This window comes from Amycolatopsis jiangsuensis (assembly GCF_014204865.1).
GTDB lineage: Bacteria > Actinomycetota > Actinomycetes > Mycobacteriales > Pseudonocardiaceae > Amycolatopsis > Amycolatopsis jiangsuensis.
Genome location: NZ_JACHMG010000001.1, coordinates 2,834,055 through 2,859,604 on the forward strand (window position 1 = coordinate 2,834,055; position 25,550 = coordinate 2,859,604).

The 25,550-nt window shown below is 71.3% G+C and carries 18 protein-coding genes; 11 read left to right on the top strand and 7 right to left on the bottom strand.

Annotation, left to right across the window (positions count from 1 at the left end):
* Both pknB and BJY18_RS12410 read left to right on the top strand, forming a co-directional pair.
* Entirely contained in the window at nt 1-2,019 is a 2,019-nt protein-coding gene (gene pknB / locus BJY18_RS12405; RefSeq protein WP_184780118.1) for a Stk1 family PASTA domain-containing Ser/Thr kinase, read from the top strand.
* Between the two features lie 204 nt (nt 2,020-2,223).
* Complete coding sequence (locus tag BJY18_RS12410; protein WP_184780119.1) at nt 2,224-2,925, top strand: hypothetical protein; 702 nt, start codon at nt 2,224-2,226, stop codon at nt 2,923-2,925.
* Between the two features lie 135 nt (nt 2,926-3,060).
* On the opposite strand, the gene BJY18_RS12415 is transcribed toward BJY18_RS12410, so the two are convergent.
* Both BJY18_RS12415 and BJY18_RS12420 read right to left on the bottom strand, forming a co-directional pair.
* Nucleotides 3,061-4,452, bottom strand: a complete 1,392-nt coding sequence (locus tag BJY18_RS12415) for a class II 3-deoxy-7-phosphoheptulonate synthase (protein WP_184780120.1) — start codon at nt 4,450-4,452, stop codon at nt 3,061-3,063.
* 85 nt (nt 4,453-4,537) lie between these two features.
* On the bottom strand, nt 4,538-5,278 hold the full coding sequence (locus BJY18_RS12420; RefSeq protein ID WP_184780121.1) for an SDR family oxidoreductase: 741 nt from the start codon (nt 5,276-5,278) through the stop codon (nt 4,538-4,540).
* Nucleotides 5,279-5,441: 163 nt separating this feature from the next.
* Between BJY18_RS12420 and BJY18_RS12425 the strand changes: the two genes are divergently transcribed.
* Together BJY18_RS12425 and BJY18_RS12430 are read left to right on the top strand one after the other, a co-directional pair.
* On the top strand, nt 5,442-6,320 hold the full coding sequence (locus BJY18_RS12425; protein ID WP_184780122.1) for an RNA polymerase sigma-70 factor: 879 nt from the start codon (nt 5,442-5,444) through the stop codon (nt 6,318-6,320).
* Nucleotides 6,321-6,357: 37 nt separating this feature from the next.
* Nucleotides 6,358-6,726, top strand: coding sequence for a DUF5313 family protein (locus BJY18_RS12430; RefSeq protein ID WP_184780123.1), 369 nt, complete (start codon nt 6,358-6,360; stop codon nt 6,724-6,726).
* A 126-nt stretch (nt 6,727-6,852) separates the two neighbouring features.
* Here BJY18_RS12430 and BJY18_RS12435 read toward each other — a convergent pair whose 3' ends face one another.
* Complete coding sequence (locus BJY18_RS12435) at nt 6,853-7,281, bottom strand: DUF6292 family protein (protein WP_312874099.1); 429 nt, start codon at nt 7,279-7,281, stop codon at nt 6,853-6,855.
* A gap of 161 nt (nt 7,282-7,442) precedes the next feature.
* Nucleotides 7,443-7,646, bottom strand: a complete 204-nt coding sequence (locus BJY18_RS12440; protein WP_184784585.1) for a cold-shock protein — start codon at nt 7,644-7,646, stop codon at nt 7,443-7,445.
* A gap of 649 nt (nt 7,647-8,295) precedes the next feature.
* On the opposite strand from BJY18_RS12440, the gene BJY18_RS12445 reads away from it, so the two are divergent.
* A complete protein-coding gene (locus tag BJY18_RS12445) occupies nt 8,296-9,315 on the top strand; it encodes a fatty acid desaturase family protein (protein ID WP_184780124.1) in 1,020 nt (339 codons plus the stop codon).
* A 125-nt stretch (nt 9,316-9,440) separates the two neighbouring features.
* Here BJY18_RS12445 and BJY18_RS12450 read toward each other — a convergent pair whose 3' ends face one another.
* Together BJY18_RS12450 and BJY18_RS12455 are read right to left on the bottom strand one after the other, a co-directional pair.
* Nucleotides 9,441-10,874, bottom strand: a complete 1,434-nt coding sequence (locus tag BJY18_RS12450; protein WP_184780125.1) for an IniB N-terminal domain-containing protein — start codon at nt 10,872-10,874, stop codon at nt 9,441-9,443.
* Between the two features lie 317 nt (nt 10,875-11,191).
* Nucleotides 11,192-14,650: an indolepyruvate ferredoxin oxidoreductase family protein gene (locus BJY18_RS12455; RefSeq protein WP_184780126.1), complete on the bottom strand. Its 3,459-nt coding sequence runs from the start codon at nt 14,648-14,650 to the stop codon at nt 11,192-11,194.
* A gap of 174 nt (nt 14,651-14,824) precedes the next feature.
* On the opposite strand from BJY18_RS12455, the gene BJY18_RS12460 reads away from it, so the two are divergent.
* From BJY18_RS12460 to BJY18_RS12485, 6 genes are all read left to right on the top strand, one after another.
* Nucleotides 14,825-15,289 (top strand): Lrp/AsnC family transcriptional regulator, encoded by a 465-nt coding sequence (locus BJY18_RS12460; RefSeq protein WP_184780127.1) that lies wholly within the window; start codon nt 14,825-14,827, stop codon nt 15,287-15,289.
* A 240-nt stretch (nt 15,290-15,529) separates the two neighbouring features.
* Entirely contained in the window at nt 15,530-16,237 is a 708-nt protein-coding gene (locus BJY18_RS12465) for a GAF and ANTAR domain-containing protein (protein WP_184780128.1), read from the top strand.
* A 144-nt stretch (nt 16,238-16,381) separates the two neighbouring features.
* Nucleotides 16,382-19,585, top strand: a complete 3,204-nt coding sequence (locus tag BJY18_RS12470; RefSeq protein ID WP_221457700.1) for a TIM-barrel domain-containing protein — start codon at nt 16,382-16,384, stop codon at nt 19,583-19,585.
* Between the two features lie 382 nt (nt 19,586-19,967).
* Nucleotides 19,968-21,593 (top strand): ABC-F family ATP-binding cassette domain-containing protein, encoded by a 1,626-nt coding sequence (locus tag BJY18_RS12475; RefSeq protein ID WP_184780129.1) that lies wholly within the window; start codon nt 19,968-19,970, stop codon nt 21,591-21,593.
* 71 nt (nt 21,594-21,664) lie between these two features.
* The gene (locus tag BJY18_RS12480; RefSeq protein ID WP_184780130.1) at nt 21,665-22,825 is read left to right on the top strand and encodes an SPFH domain-containing protein; all 1,161 of its coding nucleotides are present in this window, start codon (nt 21,665-21,667) and stop codon (nt 22,823-22,825) included.
* Nucleotides 22,826-22,911: 86 nt separating this feature from the next.
* Nucleotides 22,912-24,018, top strand: coding sequence for a TFIIB-type zinc ribbon-containing protein (locus BJY18_RS12485; RefSeq protein ID WP_184780131.1), 1,107 nt, complete (start codon nt 22,912-22,914; stop codon nt 24,016-24,018).
* 24 nt (nt 24,019-24,042) lie between these two features.
* On the opposite strand, the gene BJY18_RS12490 is transcribed toward BJY18_RS12485, so the two are convergent.
* Nucleotides 24,043-25,497, bottom strand: a complete 1,455-nt coding sequence (locus tag BJY18_RS12490) for an AAA-type ATPase lid domain-containing protein (protein ID WP_184780132.1) — start codon at nt 25,495-25,497, stop codon at nt 24,043-24,045.
* Nucleotides 25,498-25,550 lie beyond the last annotated feature (53 nt).

Consider the following 25,550-nt stretch of genomic DNA (forward strand, 5'->3'; position numbering starts at 1 on the left):
GTGACTCGCACGGATCCGCCCCTCGTCGGCACGCTGCTCGAACGCCGCTACCGCGTGGACCGGCTGCTGGCCAAGGGCGGGATGTCCGCGGTCTACCGGGGCCTGGACACCCGGCTCGACCGCAAGGTCGCGATCAAGATCATGAATCCCCGCTTCGCCGACGACCGGTCGTTCGTCGACCGGTTCGTGCGCGAAGCGCGATCGGCCGCGCAGCTGCACCACCCGAACGTGGTCGCGGTCCACGATCAGGGCTTCGACACCCCGGCCGGCAGCGACTCCGGACTGGCCTTCCTGGTGATGGAGCTGGTCGACGGCGGCACGCTGCGCGATCTGCTGACCGAACAGGGCAGGCTCGACGTGCCGCTCGCGTTCAGCGTGGCCGAGCCGGTGCTGTCCGCACTGGCCGCCGCGCACGCCGCCGGTCTGGTGCACCGCGACGTGAAGCCGGAGAACGTGCTCGTCGGCCGCAGCGGCCAGCTCACCGGCGGGGTGGTGAAGGTCGGCGACTTCGGTCTCGTGCGGGCCGTCGCCAGCGCGGGCACGACCAGCTCCAGCGTCATCCTCGGCACCGTCGCCTACCTTTCCCCGGAGCAGGTGGCCACCGGCGCGACCACCTCCCGCGGGGACGTGTACTCGACCGGCATCCTGCTGTACGAGATGCTCACCGGCCGCGCGCCCTACACCGGCGACACGGCGCTGTCGGTCGCCTACCGGCACGTGAACGACGACGTCCCGCGCCCGAGTGAGCTGCGGCCGGACCTGCCCCCGGCCCTGGACGAACTGGTGCTGCGCGCCACCCGGCGCGACCCGGACCTGCGCCCGGCCGACGCCGGCGAGTTCCTGGCCGAACTGCAGGCCGTGCGCACCTCGCTGGGCATCGCGCCGGTCGCGGTGCCGGTGCCCCCGCCACCGGATGCCGACCGCGTGTCCGACACCGAGCGCACGCTGCCGCGCATCCCCGCCGTCGAGCAGACGATGCCGGTGTCCGGACCGCGCGGAACCCGCGCCATGACCAGGGCGGTCCCCGCCGGGCCGCCACCGGTGCCGCCCCCACCGAGGGACCAGGCACCACGGGACCAGCAACCGGCCCCGCCGGCGGACGAGCCGAAACCGCGTGACCGGCGGAAGGTGCTCGCGCTGGTGATCGCCGGGGTGCTCGTGCTGGGCGGTCTCATCGGGGCATTCGCCTTCATCCTGACCGATTCGGGCCCGACCACCACGAACGTGCCGCGGCTGGCCGGGCTCACCCAGGCCGCGGCCGGGGACCAGCTGCGGGCGGCCCAGCTGAACCCGCGCTACAGCCAGGAGTTCAGCAACACCGTGCCGGCCAACACGGTGATCAAGGTGGACCCGGCGGAAGGCACGAAGCTGGACCAGAACGCCACAGTGTCGGTGGTGGTGTCGAAGGGCCGGCCGAAGGTCCCCGACATCCAGGTCGGCACCTCGCTGGACCAGGCCACCAAGGCGATCCAGGCGCAGCAGCTCACCGTCACCCAGGGCACGCCCGAGTACAGCGACACCGCGCCCAAGGACACCGTGGTCAGCGTGAGCCCGGCGGCCGGCACTTCGCTGGACGTCGGTGGCCAGGTGACGCTCGTGCTGTCGAAGGGACCGGAACCGCTGCCGCCGGTGCCGGACGTCACCGGACGCCCGAAGGAGGAGGCCTTCGAGCTGCTGCGCCAGAGCGGGTTCCAACCAGTGGACGGCGGCGAGGAGGCCTCCCAGACGGTGCCCGCGGGCGGCGTCACCCGGACCGATCCGGCGGCGAAGGCCCCCGGCACCAAGGAAGTGAAGGTCTGGGTCTCCAACTCGGTCCAGGTGCCGGACGTGCGCTTCAAGCAGTTCGACGAGGCGGAGCAGATCCTCAAGGCGGCCGGCCTCGAGGTCGACCGCAAGGGCGGCGGGAACGGGAACGGGAACGGCCACGGCAGCTTCGGTTTCGTGCTGCAGCAGGATCCGCAGCCGGGCTCGCTCGTCGAAAAGGGCACGAAGGTACAGATTCGCGGCTGGGGCGGCTGACCCGGCCGCGGCGTGGGACGGGCAGCCCGGTCGCCCGCCCACCGGAAACTGTCGCGCCCGGTGGGCGGCTCTCGGTACCGTAGGCCGCATGGTGGCGCCGAACGACGTGGACGGGATGTCGGTCCAGCGCACCCGGACCTGGTTACCCGGCGGGTCCGCGGGGCGGACGGAGGGGGTTTCGGCGGCAGTGTCGTGTGGCCGCCGATGACGTTCTTCGGTGACGGCGCCCGTGAACGTCCGGTGTTCCCGGTGCGGGAACAGCAGCTTTTCGGGTACGAGGGCCGCCCGTGGACCGGGCCGCCGAGTGATCACATCGTGCCCGCGTTGCTGCCGTGGACGGTGCCGCTGGGCCGCTCCGAACACGCCATCGTGGCATTGCGCCTGATCGAGGTGTGGCCCGAGGCGATGACGCTGGTGCTCGGCGTGTACTCACGCGACGCCATGGAAGGCGGCCCGCCGATCGCGCACCGCCGGATCCCGGACTACCGCTCCCTGCTGGTCGGGGTGCTGTTCCCGGACGGGCGGCGGGCCAGTTCGGAGACCATCTCGGTGCCCACCGCGGGACAGCCGGACGAGCCGGTGCTGCGCGTGACGGGCGGCAGCGGCACCCAGTTCCACCAGGAGCACCACGTCTTCGTGTGGCCGCTGCCCGCGGCCGGGCCGCTGGAGATCATCGTGCAGTGGCTCGAGCGCGACATCCCGGAAACGCACACCGAATTCGACGGCGCCCGGCTCGGCGCCGCCGCCCGCGACGCCGGGGAACTGTGGCCGGGGCTGCCCCGGCGCCCGGGCAACGGCGTCGCGATGCGGCAGATCACCGGTTCGGACTGGGGCGGCGAAAGGACACCCGCGCAGTTGCCGCAGCGGCAGCCGAGGCCCGGCCCGGGGACCGAGCCCGCCGGATAGCCGGCGCCCGCCGGCTGGTCACTGCCCGCCGGACAGCCACTGCCGCCGGACAGCCACTGCCGCCGGATAGCCAGCGGCCGCCGGATGGCCACTGACCGCGGGCCACCGCTGCGCTCCGTGAAGCCGCGGGACGGCTCAGCCGCGCAGCATCTCCGCGACCAGGAAGGCCAGCTCCAGCGACTGCTGGGTGTTCAGCCGCGGGTCACAGGCGGTCTCGTAGCGGCCGGCGAGGTCCACGTCGGAGATCTCCTGGGCGCCGCCGAGGCATTCGGTGACGTCCTCGCCGGTCAGCTCCACGTGGATGCCACCCGGGTAGCTGCCGATCTTGTGGTGCACCTCGAAGAAGCCCTGCACCTCGTCCACGATCCGGTCGAAGTGGCGGGTCTTGTAGCCGGTGGACGATTCGTGCGTGTTGCCGTGCATCGGGTCGCACTGCCAGATGACCTGGTGCCCGGAGGCCTCGACCTTCTCCACGATCCCGGGCAGCACGTCGCGCACCTTGCCGTTGCCCATCCGCGAGATCAGCGTGAGCCGGCCCGGTTCGCCCCGCGGGTCGAGCCGCTCCACGTACTCCAGCGCCTGCTCCGGCGTGGTGGTGGGGCCGATCTTCAGCCCGATCGGGTTGCTCAGCAGCTCCGCGAACGCGATGTGCGCGCCGTCCAGCTGCCGGGTGCGCTCGCCGATCCACAGGAAGTGCGAGGACAGGTTGTACAGCTTCGGGTTCGCCGCGTCGGCGTTGTCCATCCGCAGCAGCGCGCGCTCGTAGTCGAGCAGCAGTGCCTCGTGGCTGGCGAAGATCTCGGTGGAGTGCAGCGACGTGTCGGTGACGCCGCAGGCGTTCATGAACCGCAGGCCGCGGTCGATCTCGGCGGCCAGCGCCTCGTACCGCTCCCCCGCCGGCGAGGACGTCACGAAGTCCTTGTTCCAGTCGTGCACCTGGTGCAGGTCGGCCATCCCGGCGCCGGTCAGCGCGCGGACCAGGTTCATCGCCGCGCCCGCGTTCGCGTAGGCGCGGATCATCCGGCCCGGGTCCGGCACCCGCAGCTCGGGCTTGGCCACGAGGGAGTTGATGATGTCGCCCCGGTAGACCGGCAGGCCCAGCGCGTCGGTGCTGGCCGACCGCGGTTTGGCGTACTGGCCGCCGATCCGGCTGACCTTGACCACCGGCAGGCTCGCACCGTAGGTCAGCACGACGGCCATCTGCAGCAGGGTGCGCAGGTTGGCCCGGATGTGCGGTTCGGTGTTGGACTCGAACGTCTCCGCGCAGTCGCCGCCCTGCAGCAGGAACGCCTCGCCACGGGCGACCATGGCGAGCCGGTCCTGCAGTCGGTCGATCTCGGCGGGCACGGTGATCGGCGGAACGCTCTCCAGCACGCCGCGGACGCGGTGGGTCGCTTCGGCGTCGGGCCACTCGGGCTGCTGCGCGGCGGGCAGGGCCAGCGCCGCGTCGAGCCGGGCACGCAGCTCCGGCGGCAGCGGCGGCAGTTCGGGAAGCGTGTCGACGGGAACGTCCACTGTCCAGTTCACGGGTGCCAGGATAAGGTCTCGCGCCGTTCGCCGTGTCCGGTGGGCGGCTACCGGAGATCCGGCCCACCCGCGGGTCGGACCGGCGTCACCCGGCCAGCCACTGCGCCAGCCGGGTCTTCCCCCGGTCCGCTTCCCCGGCCGGCACGAGGCTCTGTTCGCCTAGACGGGTGCCGTAATACCGGGCCTGCGGATCGGTGATCACCGGACGCGGATCGGACTTCGCGGTCAGGACCGTGCGGATCCACTCGTCCATCGGAAGAGGTTCCGGGCCTGCGATGTCAGCGCTGCCGCCGCTCGGGTCGTCTACCGCGGCGCTCGCCACCGCTTCGGCGACGTCGGCCGCGGCGATCGGCTGGACGGTGGCCGCGGGGAGGTGGACGGCGCCCTCGGTGGTCGCCGAGTCCGCGATCCCGGCGGCGAATTCGAAGAACTGCGTTGCCCGCACGAGAGAGAACGGCACGGCGGCTTCGCGGATCAGCTGCTCCTGCGCCACTTTCGCCCGCAGGTAGCCGGAATCCGGCAGGCCCTCGGCGCCCACCACGGACAGCGCGACGTAGTGCCCGGTGCCGGCATCCCGCGCCGCGCGCACCAGATTCGTGGTGGACCGGCGGAAGAACTCCAGCACGTCGTCGTCGGCGAAGGACGGGGAGTTCGACACGTCGACCACCACGTCGGCGCCGCTCATCACTTCGGACAGGCCCTTGCCGGTGAGGGTGTCGACGCCGGTGCTCGGCGCGGCCGGCACCGCTTCGTGGCCTCGTTCACCCAGCGTGGCCACCACTTGCGAACCGATCAGTCCGGTTCCGCCGATGACGACGATCTTCATGGTCCATCCCTTCCTTCCGGCGCCGGGCGGATCCCGGCCGCGGTTCACCAGTCATGACCGGACAGCCCGCCGCGGTGTGACAACCCGGCGTAGGCTCCGGCGCAGGATTCGCCCGCACTGCCCGTCCGAAACCCGTGCCGCACGCCGAGGAGGCCACCCGCCCATGCCGGAGTGTGCCGACCTCGACCAGGCGACGGCCGAGTTCGCCGCGGTCCGGCCACGGCTTTTCGGGATCGCCTACCGCATGCTGGGCAGCGTGGCCGACGCCGAGGACCTGCTGCAGGACGTGTGGGTGCGCTGGCAGACCGCCGACCGTTCCGCGGTGCGCAGTCCGGCGGCCTACCTCGCCACCGCCACGACCCGGCTGGCCATCACCGCCGGGCAGACCGCGCGCGTGCGGCACGAGACCTACGTCGGACCGTGGCTGCCCGAGCCGGTGGACACCTCCGCCGATCCGCAGCTCGGCGCCGAGCGTGCCGCGGTGCTCGAGGTGGCCGTGCTGCACCTGCTGGAAAAGCTCACGCCGACCGAGCGTGCGGCCTACGTGCTGCGGGAGGCGTTCGACTACCCGTACCGGCAGATCGCCGAAATCGTGCGGACCAGCGAGGTGAGCGCCCGCCAGCTCGTCAGCCGGGCACGCAAGCATCTCGCCACGCAGCGGCGTACCCCGGCCGAGCCGCCGGAACAACGCCGGCTGCTCACCGCGTTCGTGGCTGCTGCCCGCAGTGGTGACCTGGCGGCGCTGGAGGAGTTGTTCGCCGCCGATGTGGTGAGCTACTCCGACGGCGGCGGGGCGGTGCGCGGAGCGTCCCGGATCCCGGTCCACGGCGCTGCCACGGTCGCGAAGTACTATCGCGCGTTCGCCGCGCGTTTTTGGCCCGGCGTCGAGGTTTCCTGGGTTACGGTGAACGGCGGGGCCGGCGCACTGCTGAGCCGCGACGGTGCCGCGTTCGCGGTGGTGACGGCCGCTGTGTCGGCGCAGGGCATCGACCGCCTGTTCTGGACGATGAACCCGGTGAAACTCTCGGCGTTCCCCGGTTGACGCGGGTATTCCCGCGCGGAGCGGGTACTCGCCCGCCATGGCCAGGAAGCGACCCGGGCCACTGCGCTGGCTCCACTATGTCTATGGCGGCCGTCTGCCGGACGACTACCGCGAATGGGTGCTCTACGACGCGACCGCGAAGACGTGGCAGCTGCGCTTCGCGCTCCGGATCGTCGCGGAGGCCCTGCCGTGGTTGGTCGTGGCGTTCCTGCTGCTCACCCTGCTGACGCCGCTTCCGGTGCCGGTGGTGCTCCTGGCGCTGCTGCTGAGCCTCCTGCTCAGCCTGTTCCTCACCGTGACCAGCGCCGACGAACTCGCCGAGGTCCGCCTCACGAAGCACGGATTCCCGCCCGGCACGGGCAAACTCGAACGCAAACGGCGCGGCAGGCCGTCGGTGTGGCCGTAGCGGCGACGCGCTCGGGAACGACGCACACGGTGGACTACCCCAGCGACCCTCGTGCGGAGCGTGAGCTTCCGCTGTACCCGGGCGGTGACGGTTTCCGGGCCGATGATCCGGTGTCCCCGGCCGCGGTCACGACCGGATTTCGGTCATGTGCGCGGCCAGCGTGGCACGGTCGAGCTGGGCGGGTACCGGGCTGAGCCGGCCCCTTCGGTGTCCGCCGAGGACGTCGGTGACGAACTGCGCGACGGCGGCGGGCGGTGGTGCGATCCGGTCACGGAGGTGGCAGATCACGGGCGGCCGGTCGTCTCCGCGTGGTTCGATCGCGACGTACCAGCCGAACCGTTCGTCCCAGACGAGCATCAGATCGCGCCGCGGAAGATCGGCGGTGCGGGCGGTCAGTCCGATGTAGACCGTGGCGGTGTCGGTGACCTCGCTGGTCACCGCGTCGGCGGGTACGCCGATCGCCTCGGCAACCTGGCGGGCATAGGCGGCGAGCGCGGTCTCCAGGCGATGCGTTCCGGAACCGGCGGTGGGTTTCGCACCCGGTGTGGACAGCAGACCCGCGTCGCGCGGCTCGCGGCCATCCGGCTGACGGTGTGGGCTGCGACGCGGCAGTGTGCTCGGGACCCGCGCGAGGGACAGCTGGGGCGGGAGGTGCGGCTGGCGGCCGGATGCCGCCGGGCGCCCGCGGTGCGGACGCCCAGCCGGCGTAGTCGTGGTCAGAGGACCGACACCCCCGTGGCCTGCGGGCCCCGGTTGCCCTGTCCGACGTCGAACTGCACCCGGGCGTTCTCTTCCAGGCTGCGGAAACCGCCGCCGGCGATCTCCGAGTAGTGGACGAAAACGTCGGCCCCACCTTCGTCGGGCGAGATGAAACCAAACCCCTTTTCGGAGTTGAACCACTTCACGGTTCCTTGAGACATAGCCGGACTCCTTGTCACTTCTTGTCGCTTCGACATGCGGCACGACCTCGGACGAGGTGGCCGGGCTTCGAGCGTGAAACCGAGGAGCCGGAAAGACACCCAGATGACGCGCACCAAAAACCTCTGTGGGCGCCAGGAAAACAACGAACACAAAAATCTTCAACCACGACCAGTGGAGCACGAATATTGGCAGCCGTCAAACAGTCCGCAGCGTGGTCTCACCCAGGCTGGCGGTCTCCGCTGGGACCGCGTACCCTCGGAAATAAGCAGGTTAGCGCCGCGCTTCCGAGAGCACGGGCCGCGAGGAGCCTTTTGCGCTGTTCGACCTGCCGTTGTCACCGAAGCCGAAGCCACGAGCCGACAGGTATTCGTTTCGCCGGGCGGCTTCTCCTCTGTCACCGGCCACGGCCGAAGACCGGACGCCGCCGCACGGCGCCGTTCCCGGGCTCGCCGCCCGGCCACCTACTTTAGGAGTTTCCCTGTTTCGTACGCACCCCCATTCCCGTTCCGGCACCTCGCCGGTCTCGCCGGTGCTGTTCAGCCATCCCGCCGGGCAAACACCGGCCGACACCGTGCCTGAGGCCGATCTGAACCGCAGTCGCCGGGTCTGCTTTTCCGCCGCGACGGCGGCTCCGGTTGCGCGGCGGCGATGACCGCCCGCGCGCAGCCCGCCTTGTACGGCCGCCTGCTCGGCGAGGTGCGCGACGCAGGTCTGCTGCGTCGCCAGTACGGGTACTACGCGATCAGGATCGTCGCGAACCTGGTCGTGTTCGCCGGCGCCTGGGTGGCGTTCGCCTTCCTGGGGGACAGCTGGTGGCAACTGGTGATCGCCGCCCTGCTCGCCGTGGTGTTCGCGCAGCTGGCCTTCGTCGGTCATGACGCCGGGCACAAGCAGATCTTCCGGACCCGCCGTCCCAACGACGTGCTCGGTGTCGCCCACGGCGGCCTGGTCGGCATGAGCTACCAGTGGTGGATCGAGGGCCACAACCGCCATCACGCCAATCCCAACCACGAGGAGCGCGACCCCGACCTCGACATTCCGGCTCTGGCCTTCACCAGCCGGCAAGCCCGCGTGAAGCAGGGTTTCCTCCGCTGGATGGCCAAACACCAAGCCGTGCTGTTCTTCCCGCTGCTCACGCTCGAGGGGCTCAGCCTGCACGTCTCGGGGATCAAAGCGGTATGGCGCGGCGGAACGGGGATGCGCCGCCTGGAACGAGTTCTGCTCACCGTCCACATCGCGGGTTACCTCACCGCGGTGTTCTTGGTGCTCTCACCCGGGCTCGCGGTGGTGTTCATCGTGGTGCACCAGGCACTGTGGGGCATCTACATGGGCTGCTCGTTCGCCCCGAACCACAAGGGCATGCCCACCATGTCCGGGCGCCCTGGCGATTTCCTGCACCGGCAGGTCCTGACCTCGCGCAACGTGCGTGGCGGAAAGGTCACCGATTTCGTCCTCGGCGGGCTGAACTACCAGATCGAGCACCACCTGTTCCCGAACATGCCGCGCCCGCATCTGCGCCACGCCCAGCCGATCGTGGAACGCTTCTGCCGCAAGCACGACATCCCCTACAGCCAAACCAGTCTGGTGCGCTCCTACCGCCAGGTCCTCGAGCATCTGCACGAGCTCGGCGCCCCGCTTCGAGCTGCCGACCGCGCCCAGCGGATCTGACTCCACACGTCCGTTCACCCTCCCGTGGCGAGCGGTCTCGTGGCGGACAGGGCACGCCCCACCGCCGGAACGACCACGGGCCCGGACCACGATGCGGTCCGGGCCCGTGGTTTCGGGCACTGGGATCAGTGCGCGAGGTGGATGTCGTCGAGCGGGGTGCCGCCGGCGTGCGCCTCGAGACCCTGGACGAGGTCGTGCGCGTGCGTCTGCACGTCGCTGACCAGGGAGCTCGCGGTGTGCGTGTCGGCGAGGTCACCGCTGACCGAGTGCGACACGGCGGTCTCGGCCGTGTCCTGAGCGGTGGCCAGCACGTGCTCGCTCGCGTCCTGCACGGCCGGGGCGTGCGAAGTCGCGCCCTCGATCGAGTGGGTCAGCGAACCCGCGTCCGGCAGCGACGAGGCGGCCGGCAGCGACGGGGCCGCCGCCGGGACCGCGGGCAGCGCCGGAACGGCCGCCGGGACCGCCGGCAGGGCCGGAACCGCGTGGTCCAGGGTGCCGGTCAGGTCGCCCGCCTGGGACAGGTCGGCCGGGGACAGGCCACCGGCCGCGCCGGTCAGCGTGCCCGGCAGGTCGCCGGCCGCGTGGCTGAGCGTGCCCGGCAGGTCGCCGGCCGCACCGGTCACGGTGCCGGTCAGGTCGCCACCGGACAGCGGCAGGTTCGCGCCGGACACCGGCAGCTCGCCACCCGCCAGCGGGAGGTCCCCACCGGACAGCGGCAGCTCGCCCGCCAGGGGCAGGTCGCCGGTGGCGTGGCTGACGGCGTCGGCCACGGGCAGGTCGCCTGCCGCGTGGGTGACCGTGCCGGCCAGGTCGCCTGCCTGCGGGAGGTCCGCACGGGCGTCGTCGCCGTGCACGCCCACCGGGGTGGAGCCGATCGTCTCGTTGACCGAGCCGAGCGCGCCGGCGCCGGTCTGGCGGACACCCTCGACCAGGCCGCCGGCCGCGCCGCCGACCACGGGGAGCTGACCGGCCTCGGCGACCGCGGCCTTCCACAGCAGGGCGTCGCCCAGGTGGTTCGTGGCCGCGTCGACCGCCGAGCCGACGAGCTTGCCGTCGAAGAGGTGGTCGCCCACCGCGTTCACGGTGTTCTCCAGGTCGATCGCGCCGGCGCCGACCAGCGGGCCGACGACCGGGACGTCGCTGGTCGCGTCCGCGACACCGTCGACGACGCTCGAGACCGTGCCGAGCACACCGTGCGTGGCGGTGTTCAGGCCGGTCTGGTCGGCGACGTCGCTGACCGCGCCGAACACGCCGCTCAGGTCCAGCGGACCGGCGGCCGCGCCGGCCTGGTCCGCGATGTCCTGCACGCGCGGGGCGGCGGCGTCGGCGGCCTGGTCCAGCACGCCGGACACGTCGCCGGCGTGCAGCGGTGCCGGGGCGGCGGACAGCGGGGCGGTGTCCATGACCAGCGGCATGATGTCCTGCACGTCCGCCGGGGCCAGCTCGCCCAGGCCGGCGCTGTTCAGCACGCCCTGCGGGTCGGCGTGGTACTCCGCCAGCGACTGCGGGTCGTTCAGCAGGTTCAGCGCGAATTCGTGCAGCGTCTGCACCGGGCCCATAGTTCGTTCTCTCCTGTACTGCCACTGGATCGGGGGATCCGGGGAAAAAGACGGATGAGCCGGCGATCCGGCCGGCTCCCGGAAGAACATAGGCCCGCGCTTCCGGCGTGCCATCGGGGGGCACCCCGGGTCCGCCGCCCGGATCACTAGGGACTTCCCGGCTTCCCCAGTTAGGGGGATTAGGGGATTTCCGGCGAACAGCCTGGTCACGGGACCGCCGCCGGCGAAGCGGGCCGGACCCCTCGAACAGGTGCCGGCGACGGCCCCCACGGGCGGTTCGCACGGAACCACCCGTTGGTGTGAACAACCCGGCCGGTTCAGGCGCTGTGGACGGCCTCGACGGCGTCCGTACCGCGGGCCAGCCCGGCCAGCAGCTCGGCCTGGCGCCCGCGGTAGGCGGCCACGTTCGCCAGTTTCAGCTCCTCGTAACCGCGGACGAGATCGGGCAGACCGGCCAGTTCGACGAGCCGCTCCTCGTCGGCGGGGGCCAGGTCCAGCGCCCGCGTCACGGTTTCGCGGTACTCCCCGATCAGCTCGCGCTCGAGCCGGCGCAGCTTCGCCCAGCCGAACACGTCGAACGCCGTGCCACGCACCGCACGGGCCGAACGCAGCAGCCGCAACGCCGGCCGGAAGCTCCGGCTGCCGAGCGCGATCTTCCGCCGCATGCCGAGCGCACGCAGCACCGGCGGATGCAACCGGTAGGAGAACGTGGATCCCACGCCGAATTCCGCTTCGATCTCGGCGACCAGCCGCGGATCCAGCGAAAGCCGGGCCACCTCGTACTCGTCCTTGTAGGCCATCAGCTTGTACAGGTTGCGCGCGACGGCCTCGGCGACCGTCGTGCCCGCGCGGCCCCGGACCAGTTCGACGAATTCCGCGTACTCCCGCGCGTACCGCTCGTTCTGGTAGGCGATGAGGTCGGGGACACGGATGTCGAGCAACCGGCCCAGTTCGGTGTCCGGCCCGGCCGGCACGAGTGCGCGCACCCGGCGGACCGCCTCGCCGGCGGGCACCTCGGCAGCGGGCACCTCGACGGCCAGATCCGCGGCCAGTCCGTCGGGATCGGCGACCGCCTGCCGGCCCCGGCGGAAGGCCTGCACGTTCGTCTCGACCGCGGTGCCGTTGATCGTGATGGCCTGCTCCAGGCTCTCCGCGGACACCGGCAGCGCGCCGGACTGGTAGGCGGCGCCGAGCTGCAGCAGGTTGGCCGGCTGGTCGTCGCCGAAAAGCTGCCCGGCCAGCCCCCGCGCGTCGAGGTAGTGGCGGCGGGCGGTCGCGTCGTCGAGCGCGGCGCGGATGCTCGACTGCTCCGGGAAGGAGACCGCGGTGTCCACGATCATCCGTCCGGTCGGGATCTCCGAAGTGGACACCACGGCCACCGTGCGGTCCGGATCGGCCACCCCGAGGTAGGCCGGGTCGGCGCCGACCAGCGGGTCGCAGGCCAGGTAGAGGTCGCACTCCCCCGCGGCGAGCTTGGCCGCCTGCTCCTGTACGTCCGCGGTGATCTTCACGTCCGACACGACCGCGCCGCCCTTCTGGGCGAGCCCGGTCTGGTCGAGCGTGCGTACCCGTTTGCCCTCCAGCACCGCCGCGACGGCGAGGATCTGCGCCACGGTGACCACGCCGGTTCCGCCGATCCCGGTGATCCGCACCGCGACGTCCCGCTCCGCGCGGACCGGATCCGCCAGGCTGCCGGCGGCCAGCGGGGCGACGTCACGACGGCGCACCTTCCCGGTCGGCACCACGGTGAGGAACGACGGGCAGTCCCCGTCGAGGCACGAGTAGTCGACGTTGCAGGAAGCCTGGTGGATCTGCGTCTTGCGGCCGAACTCCGTCTGCACCGGCTGCACCGAGAGACAGTTCGACTTGGTGCCGCAGTCGCCGCAGCCCTCGCACACGCGCTCGTTGACGAACACCTTCTTCGCCGGGGTCTCCTGCTTGCCACGGCGGCGTTTCCGGCGTTTCTCGGCCGCGCACTCCTGATCGTGGATCAGCACCGTGACGCCCTTGATCGCGGCCAGTTCCTCTTGGGTGCGCAGCAGTTCCGTGCGGTCGCGCACCTCGACCCCGCGCGGCAGCGCCCGCCGCCGCAGCCGGCGCGGAGCGTCCGAGGTGATCACCACCTTCGCCGCGCCCTCGACCAGCAGCAGCGCGGCCACCTGTTCCACGGGCAGCCCGCCGACCGCGTCCTGCCCGCCGGTCATCGCGACCGCGGAGTTGTAGAGCAGCTTGTAGGTGATGTCGACCCCGGCCGCCACCGCCGCGCGCACCGCGAGGCTGCCGGAGTGCATGAACGTGCCGTCACCGACGTTCTGGGTCAGGTGCGGGGTCTCCACGAACGGCGCCATGCCGATCCACTGCGCACCCTCGCCGCCCATCTGGGTCAGGCCGATGACGTCACCGACCTGGTCCGGCTCCATGAACAACGACATGGTGTGGCAGCCGATCCCGGCGCCGACGACCGTGCCGTCCGGGACCTTGGTCGAGGAGTTGTGCGGGCAGCCGGAGCAGAAGTACGGCGTCCGCGCGAGCAGCGGAACGGAAATGCGCTCCCGGCGGCGCCGGTTCCGCCACGCGCTGACCGGTTCCAGGTCGCCGTGCGCGGTGAACCGCTTGGCCAGCCCGGTGGCGACCGCGTCCGGGTCGAGCTCGCCGAGCTCGGTGAACAGCGGACGTCCGTCCGGACCGGACTTGCCGTGCACGCTCGGCGCACCGGAACGGCCGTAGAGGATTTCCTTGACCGCAGGCTCGATCAGCGCGCGCTTCTCCTCCACCACCAGGATTTCGCTGAGCCCTTCGGCGAATTCGGTGATGATGGACGGTTCCACCGGGTGCACCACACCGAGCTTGAGCAGCCGGATGCCATAGCGGGCCAGCGCGGCCTCGTCCAGGCCGAGCGTCCGCAGCGCCTGCCGGAGGTCCAGATAGGACTTCCCGGAGGCGATCACGCCGATCCGGTCGCGCGGTCCGGACGCGACGATCCGGTTGACGCCGCTGGCCCGCACGTACTCCAGGGCGAGCGGGAGGCGGATGCGGTGCAGGCTGTGTTCGAGGGTGACCAGCTCCGGGCCGAGCAGCCGGCTGCTCGGCTGGTGCCGGTAGGCGCCCTCGGGCAGCTCCGGGGCGGTCCAGACCGGGTCGACGAGCGCGGTGCCACCGGCGTCGGCGACGTTCGCGACCAGCTTCATCGCGCTCCACACGCCACTGGCGCGGGACAGTTCCACCGCGTGCCTGCCGTAGTCGAGCACGTCCTGGGAATCGGCCGGGTAGAACACCGGTATCGCCAGGTCCGCGAGCGCGTGCTCGGACGCGCACGGCACGGTCGAGGACTTCGCGTTCGGGTCGTCGCCGACGAGCGCCACGGCGCCGCCCCGCGGATCGGTGCCGGCCAGGTTGGCGTGCCGCAGCGCGTCGGTGGCCCGGTCAAGGCCCGGTGCCTTGCCGTACCAGAAGCCGGTCACCCCGTCCGGGCGCAGCGTCCCGGCCCTGGCGGCGAGCTGGCTGCCCATCACCGACGTCGCGGCCAGCTCCTCGTTCACGCCCGGCTTGTGCACGATCGCGTGCTCGGCGAGCAGCGCGGACCGGCGCGCCAGCTCCAGGTCGAACCCGGCGAGCGGGGAACCCTCGTAGCCCGAGACGAACGCGGCGGGATCGCCTCCGCCGAGCCGGTCGTGCCGGATCCGGTCCAGCACCATCCGGACCAGCGCCTGTACCCCGGTCAGGTAGACCGTGCCCGTTTCGCGCTGGTAGCGCTCGGCCAAGGTGAACGCGCTCATCCGGCCCTTCCTTTCCCTGCAGCTTCGGCCGGCGGGACTGCCACCGCCGGGACGTGACCCACCTCACCGGGCGGACTACCGATGCGCAACATACTCGTCCGGTCTTCCCAGGAAGACGCAAAAGATGATCCGTCCGACACGATCATGAGCACGTTTTTTGCGTACCATGCCGTCATGAGCGAGGACCAGCTCGACGCCACGGACCACGAGATCATCGCACTGCTGCGGGAGGACGCGCGGCGGACCTTCTCCGACATCGCCGCACGCGTGTCGCTGTCCACCGCCGCGGTGAAGCGCCGGGTCGACCGCCTCCGCCGGGACGGGGTGATCACCGGCTTCACCGTGCAGGTCGACCACGCGAAGCTCGGCTGGGGCATCGAGGCGTTCTGCCAGCTGCGCTTCTTCGGCAGCACGAAGGTGGACGAGATCGTGCGGACGACCACGAAGATCCCGGAAGCGCAGGCGGTGTTCACCATCGCGGGCGACCCGGACGCCGTGGTGTGGCTGCGCGGACGCGACATGGCGCACCTGCAGCGGACGATCGACGAACTGCGCCGCAGCCACAACATCACCAGCACCCGGACGTTGATCGTGCTCGACTCGTGGATCCGCGGCCAGGAGTGGCCCGGCCCCGCCTGACGACCCGGCCCGGCGGCGTTCGCCGTGCACCGGCGTGGGCAGCGCGGTGAAGGGGGCTTGCGACCGGAAGCGCCCTGGGCCTCCCGCTGGGCTGCCTCCGGCGGGAACCGGGTAAAGTTTCCTGTGGCCCGTTGAGACCGCAGCGGCTTCGTTTTTCGGAGAGCCGCGCGGCTGGTACCTCACCGTGCGCGCGCTCCACCATGAAAGAGGGGTGCGCTGCGGGTGATCGAGGAGCCGATCATGGCTGAGCGACTGGACGACCTCGCGGCGGCGATGCGCGACCTGACGCAGGCGCTCGAACAGGACGACCAGGAACACGTCGTGTTCAGCGCGATCTGCGCCGAAGCGGTGCGCGCCATCCCGGACGCCGACCTGGCCAGCATCACCGCCATCCACAAGGGCAGGGCGGAGACCGCGGCTTCCACCGACCCCCGCGCCGACCAGGTCGACGCTGCGCAGTACGCGATCGGGAACGGCCCGTGCCTGCGCGCGGCCACCACCGGTGAGGTGGTGCGGCTGTCGGTGCCGGCCGCAGAGGAAGCCTGGCCGGATTTCGTCGCCGCGGCCAAGAAGGTCGGCGTCGGCAGTTACCTGGCCGCGCCGCTGCGGGTGGACGACACGATCAGCGGCGCGCTGAACCTCTTCGGCTTCGGCGACAACGGTTTCCGCACGCTGGAAAGCCACCTGCTGACCGTCTACACCACGGTCGTCGAGTTCGGCCTGCGCACCACCCAGCGCTACCGCGAGGCCCGGGTGCGGGCCGACCAGCTCGACCTGGCGATGAGCTCCCGCAGTGTCATCGAACAGGCCAAGGGCATGCTGATGGCGATCCACCGCATCGACGCGGACGCCGCGATGCAGCGGCTGATCACCGAATCGCAGACCACCAACACCAAACTGCGCGAGGTCGCCCGCCGGTTCGTGGACACGGTCAGCGGACGGGGCTGAACCCGGCGCCGCCGCGCGGACAAGCCTGTCCGGACAGCTTCCCCGCAGTGGTCTGGACACCTCACTACGCGATGTGCTGTCATCGATCCGGCGAGTGTTTTCCAACGTTGTAAAACCGGCTCGAACTCCGGAACGGAGAGCGCCTTGCGGACAACGGCGGGAATTCTGAAGCGGATCGGCGTCCTCACCGCGGCAGTCTGCGTGGCGGTGCCCGGGCTGGCCGCGCCACCGGCGACCGCGTCCGTGCGGGCGCGGGCGGTCACCGTGGACGACGCGCGGTTCCAAGTGCTCTCCCCCACGCTGATACGGACCGAGTACGCGGCTGACGGGAAGTTCGCGGACCCGGTCACGTTCAACGCCGTCGGCCGCGGGTCCTTCGCCGAAACACCGTTCACCTCCACGGTTTCCGACGGAGTGCTGACCATTCGCACCAGTGCGCTGAGCCTGAGCTACCGGCTCGGTTCGGGCCCGTTCGGCGCCGGCAATTTGACGGTGCGCCAGACCGGCGGGCAGACGCCGGGCGCCGCCGCGCCGTGGCGGCACGTGAGCTGCGCGGTGGGCGAGCTGTGCGAGGCGGAAGACGTGACCCACGACGGCCCCGGCATCGCCACCGACCACGGCGGTTACACCGGAACCGGGTTCCTTGCCGGGTTCGAAGGCGACGGCGCCACCGTCTCCACCGACGCGGAAGCCCCCGCGGACGGCACGTACACCCTGTCGGCCCGCTACGCCAACGGCATCGGCGGCGACGACCAGCACGTCACCCGCACGCTGAGCGTCTCGGTCGACGGCGGGACGCCGCGGCAGCTGAGCCTGCCGACGACCGCCGACTGGGACACCTGGGCGGTCGCGTCGGTGGACGTCCCGCTCGGCGCCGGACACCACACGGTCGCGCTCACCCGCGCGGCGGGCGACTCAGGGCACGTCAACCTGGACAGTTTCGCGATGCTGGACCGGGGCGCGCAGTACCCGGCGGCGTCGGCCCGCGCGATCGGGGGCTGCGGATTCGGCACGAGCTGCGAGGCCGAGGACGGCCGGATGTCCGGCTCGGCGAAGCTCGCCACCGACCACACCGGGTACTCCGGCAGCGGTTTCACCGCCGAGCTGAAGCAGGGCGCGGGTCTCGGGCACCGGATCGAGAACGTGCCCGCCGACGGCGCTTACGCACTGCATGTCCGTTACGCCAACGGAACCGGCGGCGACGGCCGGCACGAGACGCGCACCGTGCAGGTCACCGCGGGCGGCGTCACCCGTGCGCTGCAGCTGCCGCCGACCGCGGACTGGAACACCTGGAGCAGCGCCTCGATTCCGGTCGAGCTCAAGGCAGGCACCGACGAAGTCGGCTTCGGCTGCCCGGACGAGGTCAGCTGCCACGTCAACGCCGACACGGTTTCGGTCACCGCGCCGGACGCGGCGGCCCCGCAGCCGCACTTCGCGCTCGGGCAGTACCGGCGTGGCCTCGACGGCGTCGACGGGGACAAGGGCGCGCCGCCGACGTCCGAAGGGTTGCTGCACCAGGACGGGTGGTACCTGCTCGACGACACCGCGTCGGCGTTCTACGACGAGCACAGCGGCAAGGTGACCCAGCGCCCGGCACACGGCGGAAAGCCTTACCAGGACGGATATTTCTTCGGCTTCGGGCACGACTACCGGGGCGGCCTGCAAGCACTGGCGCAGCTGACCGGCCCACCGGAGCTGCTGCCGCGGTGGGCTTACGGCGTGTGGTACTCGGAGTACATCGACCGCACCGAAGCCGACTACCGCGACACCATCCTGCCCCGGTTCCGTTCCGAGGGCGTGCCGCTGGACGTGCTCGTGGTCGACACCGACTTCAAGTCCCCGGCAACCTGGAACGGCTGGGAGATGCACCGGGCGAAGTTCCCCGACCCGGCGGAGTTCTTCTCCTGGGCGCACGGCGAAGGCCTGCACACGACACTGAACGTGCACCCGAGCATCCAGGAGTCCGATCCCCAGTACGCGAAGGCCAGCGCGACCGCGAAGGGCAAGCTGGCCACCGGCTGCGGCGACGGCTGCCACGTGTTCGACTGGGGTGATCCGAACCAGCTGAAGGCCTACCAGGACCTGCACGCCGACCTCGACAAGGCGGGCAACGACTTCTGGTGGCTCGACTGGTGTTGCGACGCGTCACAGTCCACTTTGGCCGGAGTCACCCCGGACGCGTGGATCAACCGGCAGTACGCCGGGAACACGCCCGGACGCGGGTTCGTGCTTTCGCGGGCCTACGGTTCGCTCCAGTCGGGCGGGTACGGCAGCCCGACCGCTGTGCCTACCGGCCCGTGGGCGGACAAGCGCACCACCGTGCACTTCACCGGGGACACACTGTCCACATGGGGCACGCTGGCCACCGAAGTCGGGGCGACGCCGAACGAATCGGCCGCCACCGGGATGTCCGCGGTCAGTCACGACATCGGTGGACATGTCGACACCACGGGCCTGCCCGGCAGTGAGACCTATGTCGACAACGGACAGCAGAAGCGCACCGTGAAGCTCCCCGACGACCTGTACGCGCGATGGGTGCAGTTCGGCACCTTCCAGCCGATCGACCGGTTGCACAGCAACCACGGCGACCGGCTGCCGTGGCAGTACGGTCCGGAGGCGGACGCCTCGGCGGCACGGTTCCTGAACCTGCGCGAAAACCTGGTGCCCTACACCTATTCCCTCGCCCAGGAAGCCGCGACGACCGGGATGCCGGTGGTGCGCCCGACGTACCTGCAGTACCCGGACGAGCCCGCCGCGTACCCGGCCGCGTCGAAGGAGTACTTCTACGGCCCGGACGTGCTCGTCGCTCCGGTGACCACGCCGGGCACCCAGGCGGAGACCAGCGTCTGGTTCCCGCCGGGCCAGTGGACCGACTACTTCACCGGCCGCACCTACCAGGGCGGCACGACCCAGACCGTGTCCACGGACCTGGGCACCATGCCGGTCTTCCTCCGCGCGGGCGGCGTTCTGGTCACGCACACCGGAAACGTCGAGCACGACCAGACAGCCGACCAGCTCACCGTCACCGCGTCAGCGGGCGCACCGGGCGCCTTCTCGCTGTACGAGGACGACGGCGCGCACGCGAACCGGAGCGCGACCACGAAGATCGGCTACGCCGAACAGGGCGGCAAGCACACGCTGACCGTCGCCCCGGCCGCCGGGACGTACCCCGGGCAGCCGGCGAAACGCGGCTGGACTGTGGAGCTCACCGGGCTGACCTCCGCACCGGCGAACGTCACCGTGAACGGACGAGCCGCCACCGGGTCGTGGGACAGCACCCGGCACGTGTTCACGGTGCCGGTGGCGGACCAGCCGATCGGCCAGACGCTCACCGTGCGCGCCTGGTGAGGCCGGCGCCCGGCCGGATCGGCGCCGGCACGGTATCGTGGCGGGTGAACGAGCCTTCCGAAAGGAATCCGAGCTGTGGCAGGTGAAGACGACATCTCCGGGTGAGCCCGGGGCACGGCCCGCCGGCATGCGGCCGGTCACCGCTGCACGGTGACTGCGCGCTGCGGTGAGGCCGGGCCCCGCTCGCATCGGACAGCACCGTCCGCGCCCACGCGTGGGACGGCTTGTGCGTCACCCGGGGATTTCCGGGTGCGTAAGCATGCGGCATGAGTGCTGTCGGATCGTGATGACCGCTGCCGTAGCGGTGCCGGGGCCTGCTGTCGTCCGAACTCTTTCCGTGCGGGCCGTATCGCGGTCCGCCGATTCACCGTGAGGCTTCCCGATGTCCGAAATTCGCGTTGTCCTGTCCGGGATCTCCTTTTCCTGGCCGGACGGCACTCCCGTCTTCGACCGGCTCTCCGCGACGTTCCCGGGCGGGCGCACCGGGCTCGTCGCCCCTAACGGGGCCGGCAAGTCCACTCTGCTGAAGATCATCGCCGGGCAGCTCGCGCCCACCGCCGGCAGTGTCACCGCCGACGGGGTGTTCGGCTACCTGCCGCAGGACCTCCCGCTCACCGCGGACCGCACGGTCGCCGAGGTGCTGGGCGCCGACGCGATCCTGTGCGCCATCGCCGCGATCGAGGCCGGTGACGCCGGCGAGGAGCACTTCACCACCATCGGCACCGACTGGGACATCGAAGAACGCACCCGCGCCCAGCTCGACCGGCTCGGGCTCGACGACGTCGGCCTCGACCGGCGGCTCGGCACGCTCAGCGGCGGCCAGATCGTGTCACTCGGCCTGGCCGCGCAGCTGCTGCGCGAACCCGACGTGCTGTTGCTCGACGAACCCACCAACAACCTCGACCGGCACGCCCGCGACCAGCTCCACACGGTGCTGGAGGGCTTCTCCGGCTGCCTCGTGGTGGTCAGCCACGACCGTGCGCTGCTCGACCGGATGGACCGGATCGCCGAACTGGAGTCCGGCTCGGCGATCCGGTTTTACGGCGGCAATTTCACCGAGTACGAGGCAGCAGTGCGGGCCGAGCGGGAGGTGGCGGAGAAGAACATCCGCAACGCCGAACAGGAGGTGAACCGCGAGAAGCGGGAGATGCAGCAGGCCCGCGAACGTGCCGCCCGGCGAGCGAGCAACGCCGCGCGCAACGTCGCCGACGCGGGATTGCCGAAGATCTTCGCCGGTACGTTGAAACGCAACGCCCAGGAGTCCGCCGCGAAGGCGGATGGCACGCATTCCTCCCGGGTCGGCGCGGCCAAGGCCAGACTGGACCAGGCCGAGCGTTCCCTGCGCGAGGACCAGAAGATCAGCCTCGAACTCCCGAGGACCGCGGTGCCCGCCGGCCGCACCCTCTTCACCGGCAAGCACTTGCGGGTGCGCGACCTGTTCCCCGGCGAGGGCGTGGAGCTGTCGATCCGTGGGCCCGAGCGGATCGCGCTGACCGGTCCCAACGGCTCCGGCAAGTCCACCCTGCTGCGGCTGGTGCACGGCAGCCTGGAGCCCGACTCCGGGGCGATGAGCCGTGCCGAGGGCCGCATCGCCTACCTGTCGCAGCGGCTGGACTTGCTCGACGCCCACGCCACGGTGGCGGAAAGCCTCGCCGCGGCGGCCCCGGAGATGCTGCCCGCGGACCGGATGAACCTGCTCGCCCGCTTCCTCTTCCGCGGCGATCGCGCGCATCTGCCGGTCGGCGTGCTCTCCGGTGGCGAACGGCTGCGCGCCACGCTGGCCTGCGTCCTGTTCGCCGAACCCGCCCCGCAGCTGCTGCTGCTCGACGAGCCGACGAACAACCTCGACCTGGTCAGCACCGGGCAGCTGGAAAGCGCGCTCGAGGCCTACCGGGGCGCGTTCGTGGTCGTCAGCCACGACGAGCGGTTCCTGGCGGAAATCGGCATCGGGCGCAGGCTGCAGCTCGCCGGCGGCGTGCTGCGGGAGGACTCCGGTTCGGCGGGCTGACCGCCGCGCACAGCTCGACGAGGTACAGTCGCCGCGGGCAGCAGCGAGCCAGCCGTGGCAGAGGGGACGACGTGGGAATTTTCGACAAGATCCGCGGCGAGTTCATCGACATCATCGAATGGACCGACGACAGCCGGGACACCATCGTGTGGCGCTTCCCGCGCCACGAGAACGAGATCAAGATGGGCGCCCGGCTCACCGTCCGCGAATCGCAGGCGGCGGTCTTCGTCAACGAGGGCCAGGTCGCCGACGCCTACCCGCCGGGCATGTACACCCTGCAGACACAGAACATGCCGGTCCTGTCCACCCTCAAGGGCTGGAAGTACGGCTTCGACTCGCCGTTCAAGGCCGAGGTCTACTTCGTCAGCACCCGGCAGTTCACCGACCTCAAATGGGGCACGCAGAACCCGGTGATGGTGCGGGACCCGGAGTTCGGCATGGTCCGGCTGCGCGCGTTCGGCGGCTACGCGGTGCGCGTGGTCGAGCCGGTCGCGCTGCTGCGGGAACTGGCCGGCACCGACCCGCAGTTCCGCACCGAGGAGGTCTCGGAGTACCTCCGCCAGCTGATCATCGGCAAGCTCGGCCCGGCGCTGGCGTCCTCCGGCGTGCCGATGCTCGACCTGGTCACCCAACAGGGCCAGATCGGCGACAAGCTCGCCCTCGCGCTCAACCTCGAGCTGCGCTCGGTCGGTGTCGAGATCACCAAGTTCATCATCGAGAACATCTCGGTGCCGCCCGAGGTCGAGGCGGCGATCGACAAGCGCACGCAGATGGGCATCGCCGGCAACCTCGACCAGTACACCCAGTTCCAGTCCGCGAACGCCATCGAGGCGGCGGCGAAGAACCCGGGCGGCGCGGGCGAGGGACTGGGCGTCGGCCTCGGCATGGCGCTCGGCCAACGGGCCGCCGGGCAGCAGGCTCCGCAGGGCCAGCCCCAGTACCAGCAGCAGTATCAGCAGCCACCGTCCGGACCGCAGTACCAGCAGGCCCCCGCCGCACCCCCGGGCCCGCCGCCACTGCCGCAGGCCGAGCAGTGGTACCTCGGCGCGGGCGGGCAGCAGCTCGGTCCGTTCGACCGCGGCCAGCTGGCCCAGCAGGTCAGCTCGGGCACGCTGACCCGGGAAACCCTGGTCTGGAAAGCGGGAATGGCCGAATGGACCGCGGCCGCGCAGGTGCCGGAGGTGGCGCCGCTGCTCGCGGCGACCCCGCCGCCGCTGCCACCGCAGTCCTGACCCTGCCGCGACCCTGACACCCGTTGTCACCGCCGACCTGACGCCACCGCCGGCGCGGTCCGGACGCCACTCTCCCGGGGGACCTGATGACCGACCCACGTTTCCAGCAGGCCGGCGTGGCGGCCACGACCTACCCGTGCGGCGGCTGCGGCGCGCGCCTGGAGTTCGCGCCGGGGACCACCGCGCTGCAGTGCCCGTACTGCGGGTTCCGGCAGGAAATCACCGCGGGAGACCGGCAGATCCGCGAGATCCCGTTCGGTGAGCTGGCGAACCTGGCCCGCAAGCCGGTGGGCAGCATCGGGAAGTACGTCTTCGCGTGCCAGCGCTGCTCGGCGCGCACCGAGACGAACGAGACCGCGAGCCTCTGCCAGTTCTGCGGTGCGCCGCTGGTGATCGACCCGGCGGCGTCCGGCCAGCTGGTTCCCGAGGGCGTGCTGCCGTTCGCGATCGACCACGCCGCGGTGAGCACGCATCTGAAGAAGTGGACCTCGTCGCGCCGTTTCGCGCCCAACGCGCTGAAAAAGGTCACCACCGCCGAAACCACCAAAAGCACGTACCTGCCGCACTGGACCTACGATTCGCAGACCGAATCGGCCTACACCGGGCAGCGCGGCGAGTACTACTACGTGACCGAGACCTACTACGACAACGGCCAGCGCAAGACCCGCCGAGTCCGCCGCACCCGGTGGTACCCGGCGCGGGGCCGGGTCGCGCGGGCGTTCGACGACGTGCTGGTCCCGGCAAGCACCCAGCTGCCGATCGAGCAGATCGACAAGCTCGCGCCGTGGCCGCTGCCGGAGGCGGCCCCCTACCAGCAGCAGTACCTCGCCGGGCACTTCGCGTTGCGCTACGACGTGGAGCCCGAGGCCGGTTTCGAGGAAGCGAAGCGGCGGATGGCCCCGGTCATCGAGAACGACTGCGAACACGACATCGGCGGCGACACCCAGCGGGTGCATTCGGTGGACACCCGCCACCACAACGTGTCGTTCAAGCTGATGCTGCTGCCGGTATGGGTGGCCAGCTACGTCTACCAGGGCAGGAACTGGCAGATCCTGGTCAACGGCCGCACCGGCGAGGTCCACGGCGAGCGGCCGTGGAGCAAGGTGAAGATCGCGATCGCGGTGGTGGTCGCGCTGATCGTGATCGCCGCGATCGTGTACTTCGTCGCCACGGGCGGGCACCACTCCCGCTGAGGAGTGGCTACCCGGCGTCGCCACTCACGAGCGGAGCTGGCGGGCCTTGATGCCGTACTGCGCCATCTTGCGGTAGATCGTCGCGCGGCCCATGCCCAGTTCGGTCGCGGCGCCCACCACGGTGGCGCCGGGCTGGGCGAGGCAGCGCACGATCTCGTCGCGTTCCATCGCCTGCAGGCGGCTGAGCCGGTGCCCGGCGGTGGTGAAGATCTCGGCGGACAGCTGCGGTGCGTCGACGACCTCCGACCGCGAGGCGGCTTCGCGCACGACACGGCGCAGCTGTTTCACGTTCTCCGGCCAGTCGTAGGCGGTCAGTGCCCGCGCGGCAGCCGGGGTGAAGGTGACCTCGCGGCCGCGCACCCGGCGCGCGAAGTGGTGCGCGAGCGGGAGCACGTCGTCCGGACGGAACCGCAGCGCGGGCACCTCGACCACGGTGTCCACGTGCGGGACGAGTGATTCCGGCAGCGTGGCCGGATCCACCGCGGTCAGCACGAACGGCGAGGCCCCGGATTCGACGTGTGCGGCCGAGAACCGCTGCCCCAGCTCACTGGCCGCCCAGGCGGGCAGAGTGTCCACTCCGGACACGACCACGCAGGTGCTTTCCTTGCCCAGCTCCGGTGCCCACACCGTGAGCCAGGCGCGGACGTCGTCCGGCGCCGGCGGCCGCGCGTTGAGCAGCCGCTCACGCGGCCGCAGTTCCCGGCGCGCCATCGCGGCCAGCGCGGTCTTGCCCGCACCCGGCTCCCCGGTCACCAGCACGGTCTGCCCGCGGCGCATCGCGTCGATCGCTTCCATCAGCGGGTGCTCCCACCCGGCCGACAGCGGTGGCGGCTCGACCTGCTCGGCGTACATCCGGAACACCTCGCCCCGCGGCGCGCGCCTCGGGCGGCGCCCGGAAGCCCGTGCCAGCATCAGCGCGCTGGTGTGCCCGGCGGCGGTCTGGGCCAGCGCCAGCAGCAGCTCGGACGACTGCTCCGACCAGGTGGTGAGGTTGACGCTGCCGGCCAGCTCCCCGGACAACGGATCCAGCACCGGCACCGCGGCACAGGTGTAGCCGCGCAGGCTGGTGCAGTAGTGCTCGGCCGCACGCACCAGCGACGGCGCGCGGTCGGCCAGCGCCAGGCCGAGACCGTTCGTACCGGCGTTGCTCTCGGCGAAGAAGAAGCCGGGGGCGAGGTGCACACGGTCGAGGGAGCGGGTGATCGTGCTGTCCCCGCAGATCCGGCTGAGCACCAGTCCGTCGCTGTCGGTGAGCATCAGGCTGATCGGCTCGTTCGCCAGCGTCTGGTGCAGGCCCTGCAGCACCTCGTGGCCGCATTCGTAGAGCAGCGAACTGGTGTCGACCGAACCGGTGAAAACGGGGTTGACCTCGTCATCGGGCACGCCGTAGCGCGCGCTGCGCTGCCACGACGCGCGCAACCGGGGTGCGCTGGCGTCGCGGGCCTCGACCGGCCCGGTTCCGCCCTGCTTGTCCGGCACATCGACCTCCTGGACCGCGCCCTTGCGTCCGACGGGGTCAGCCTAGGTCCTCC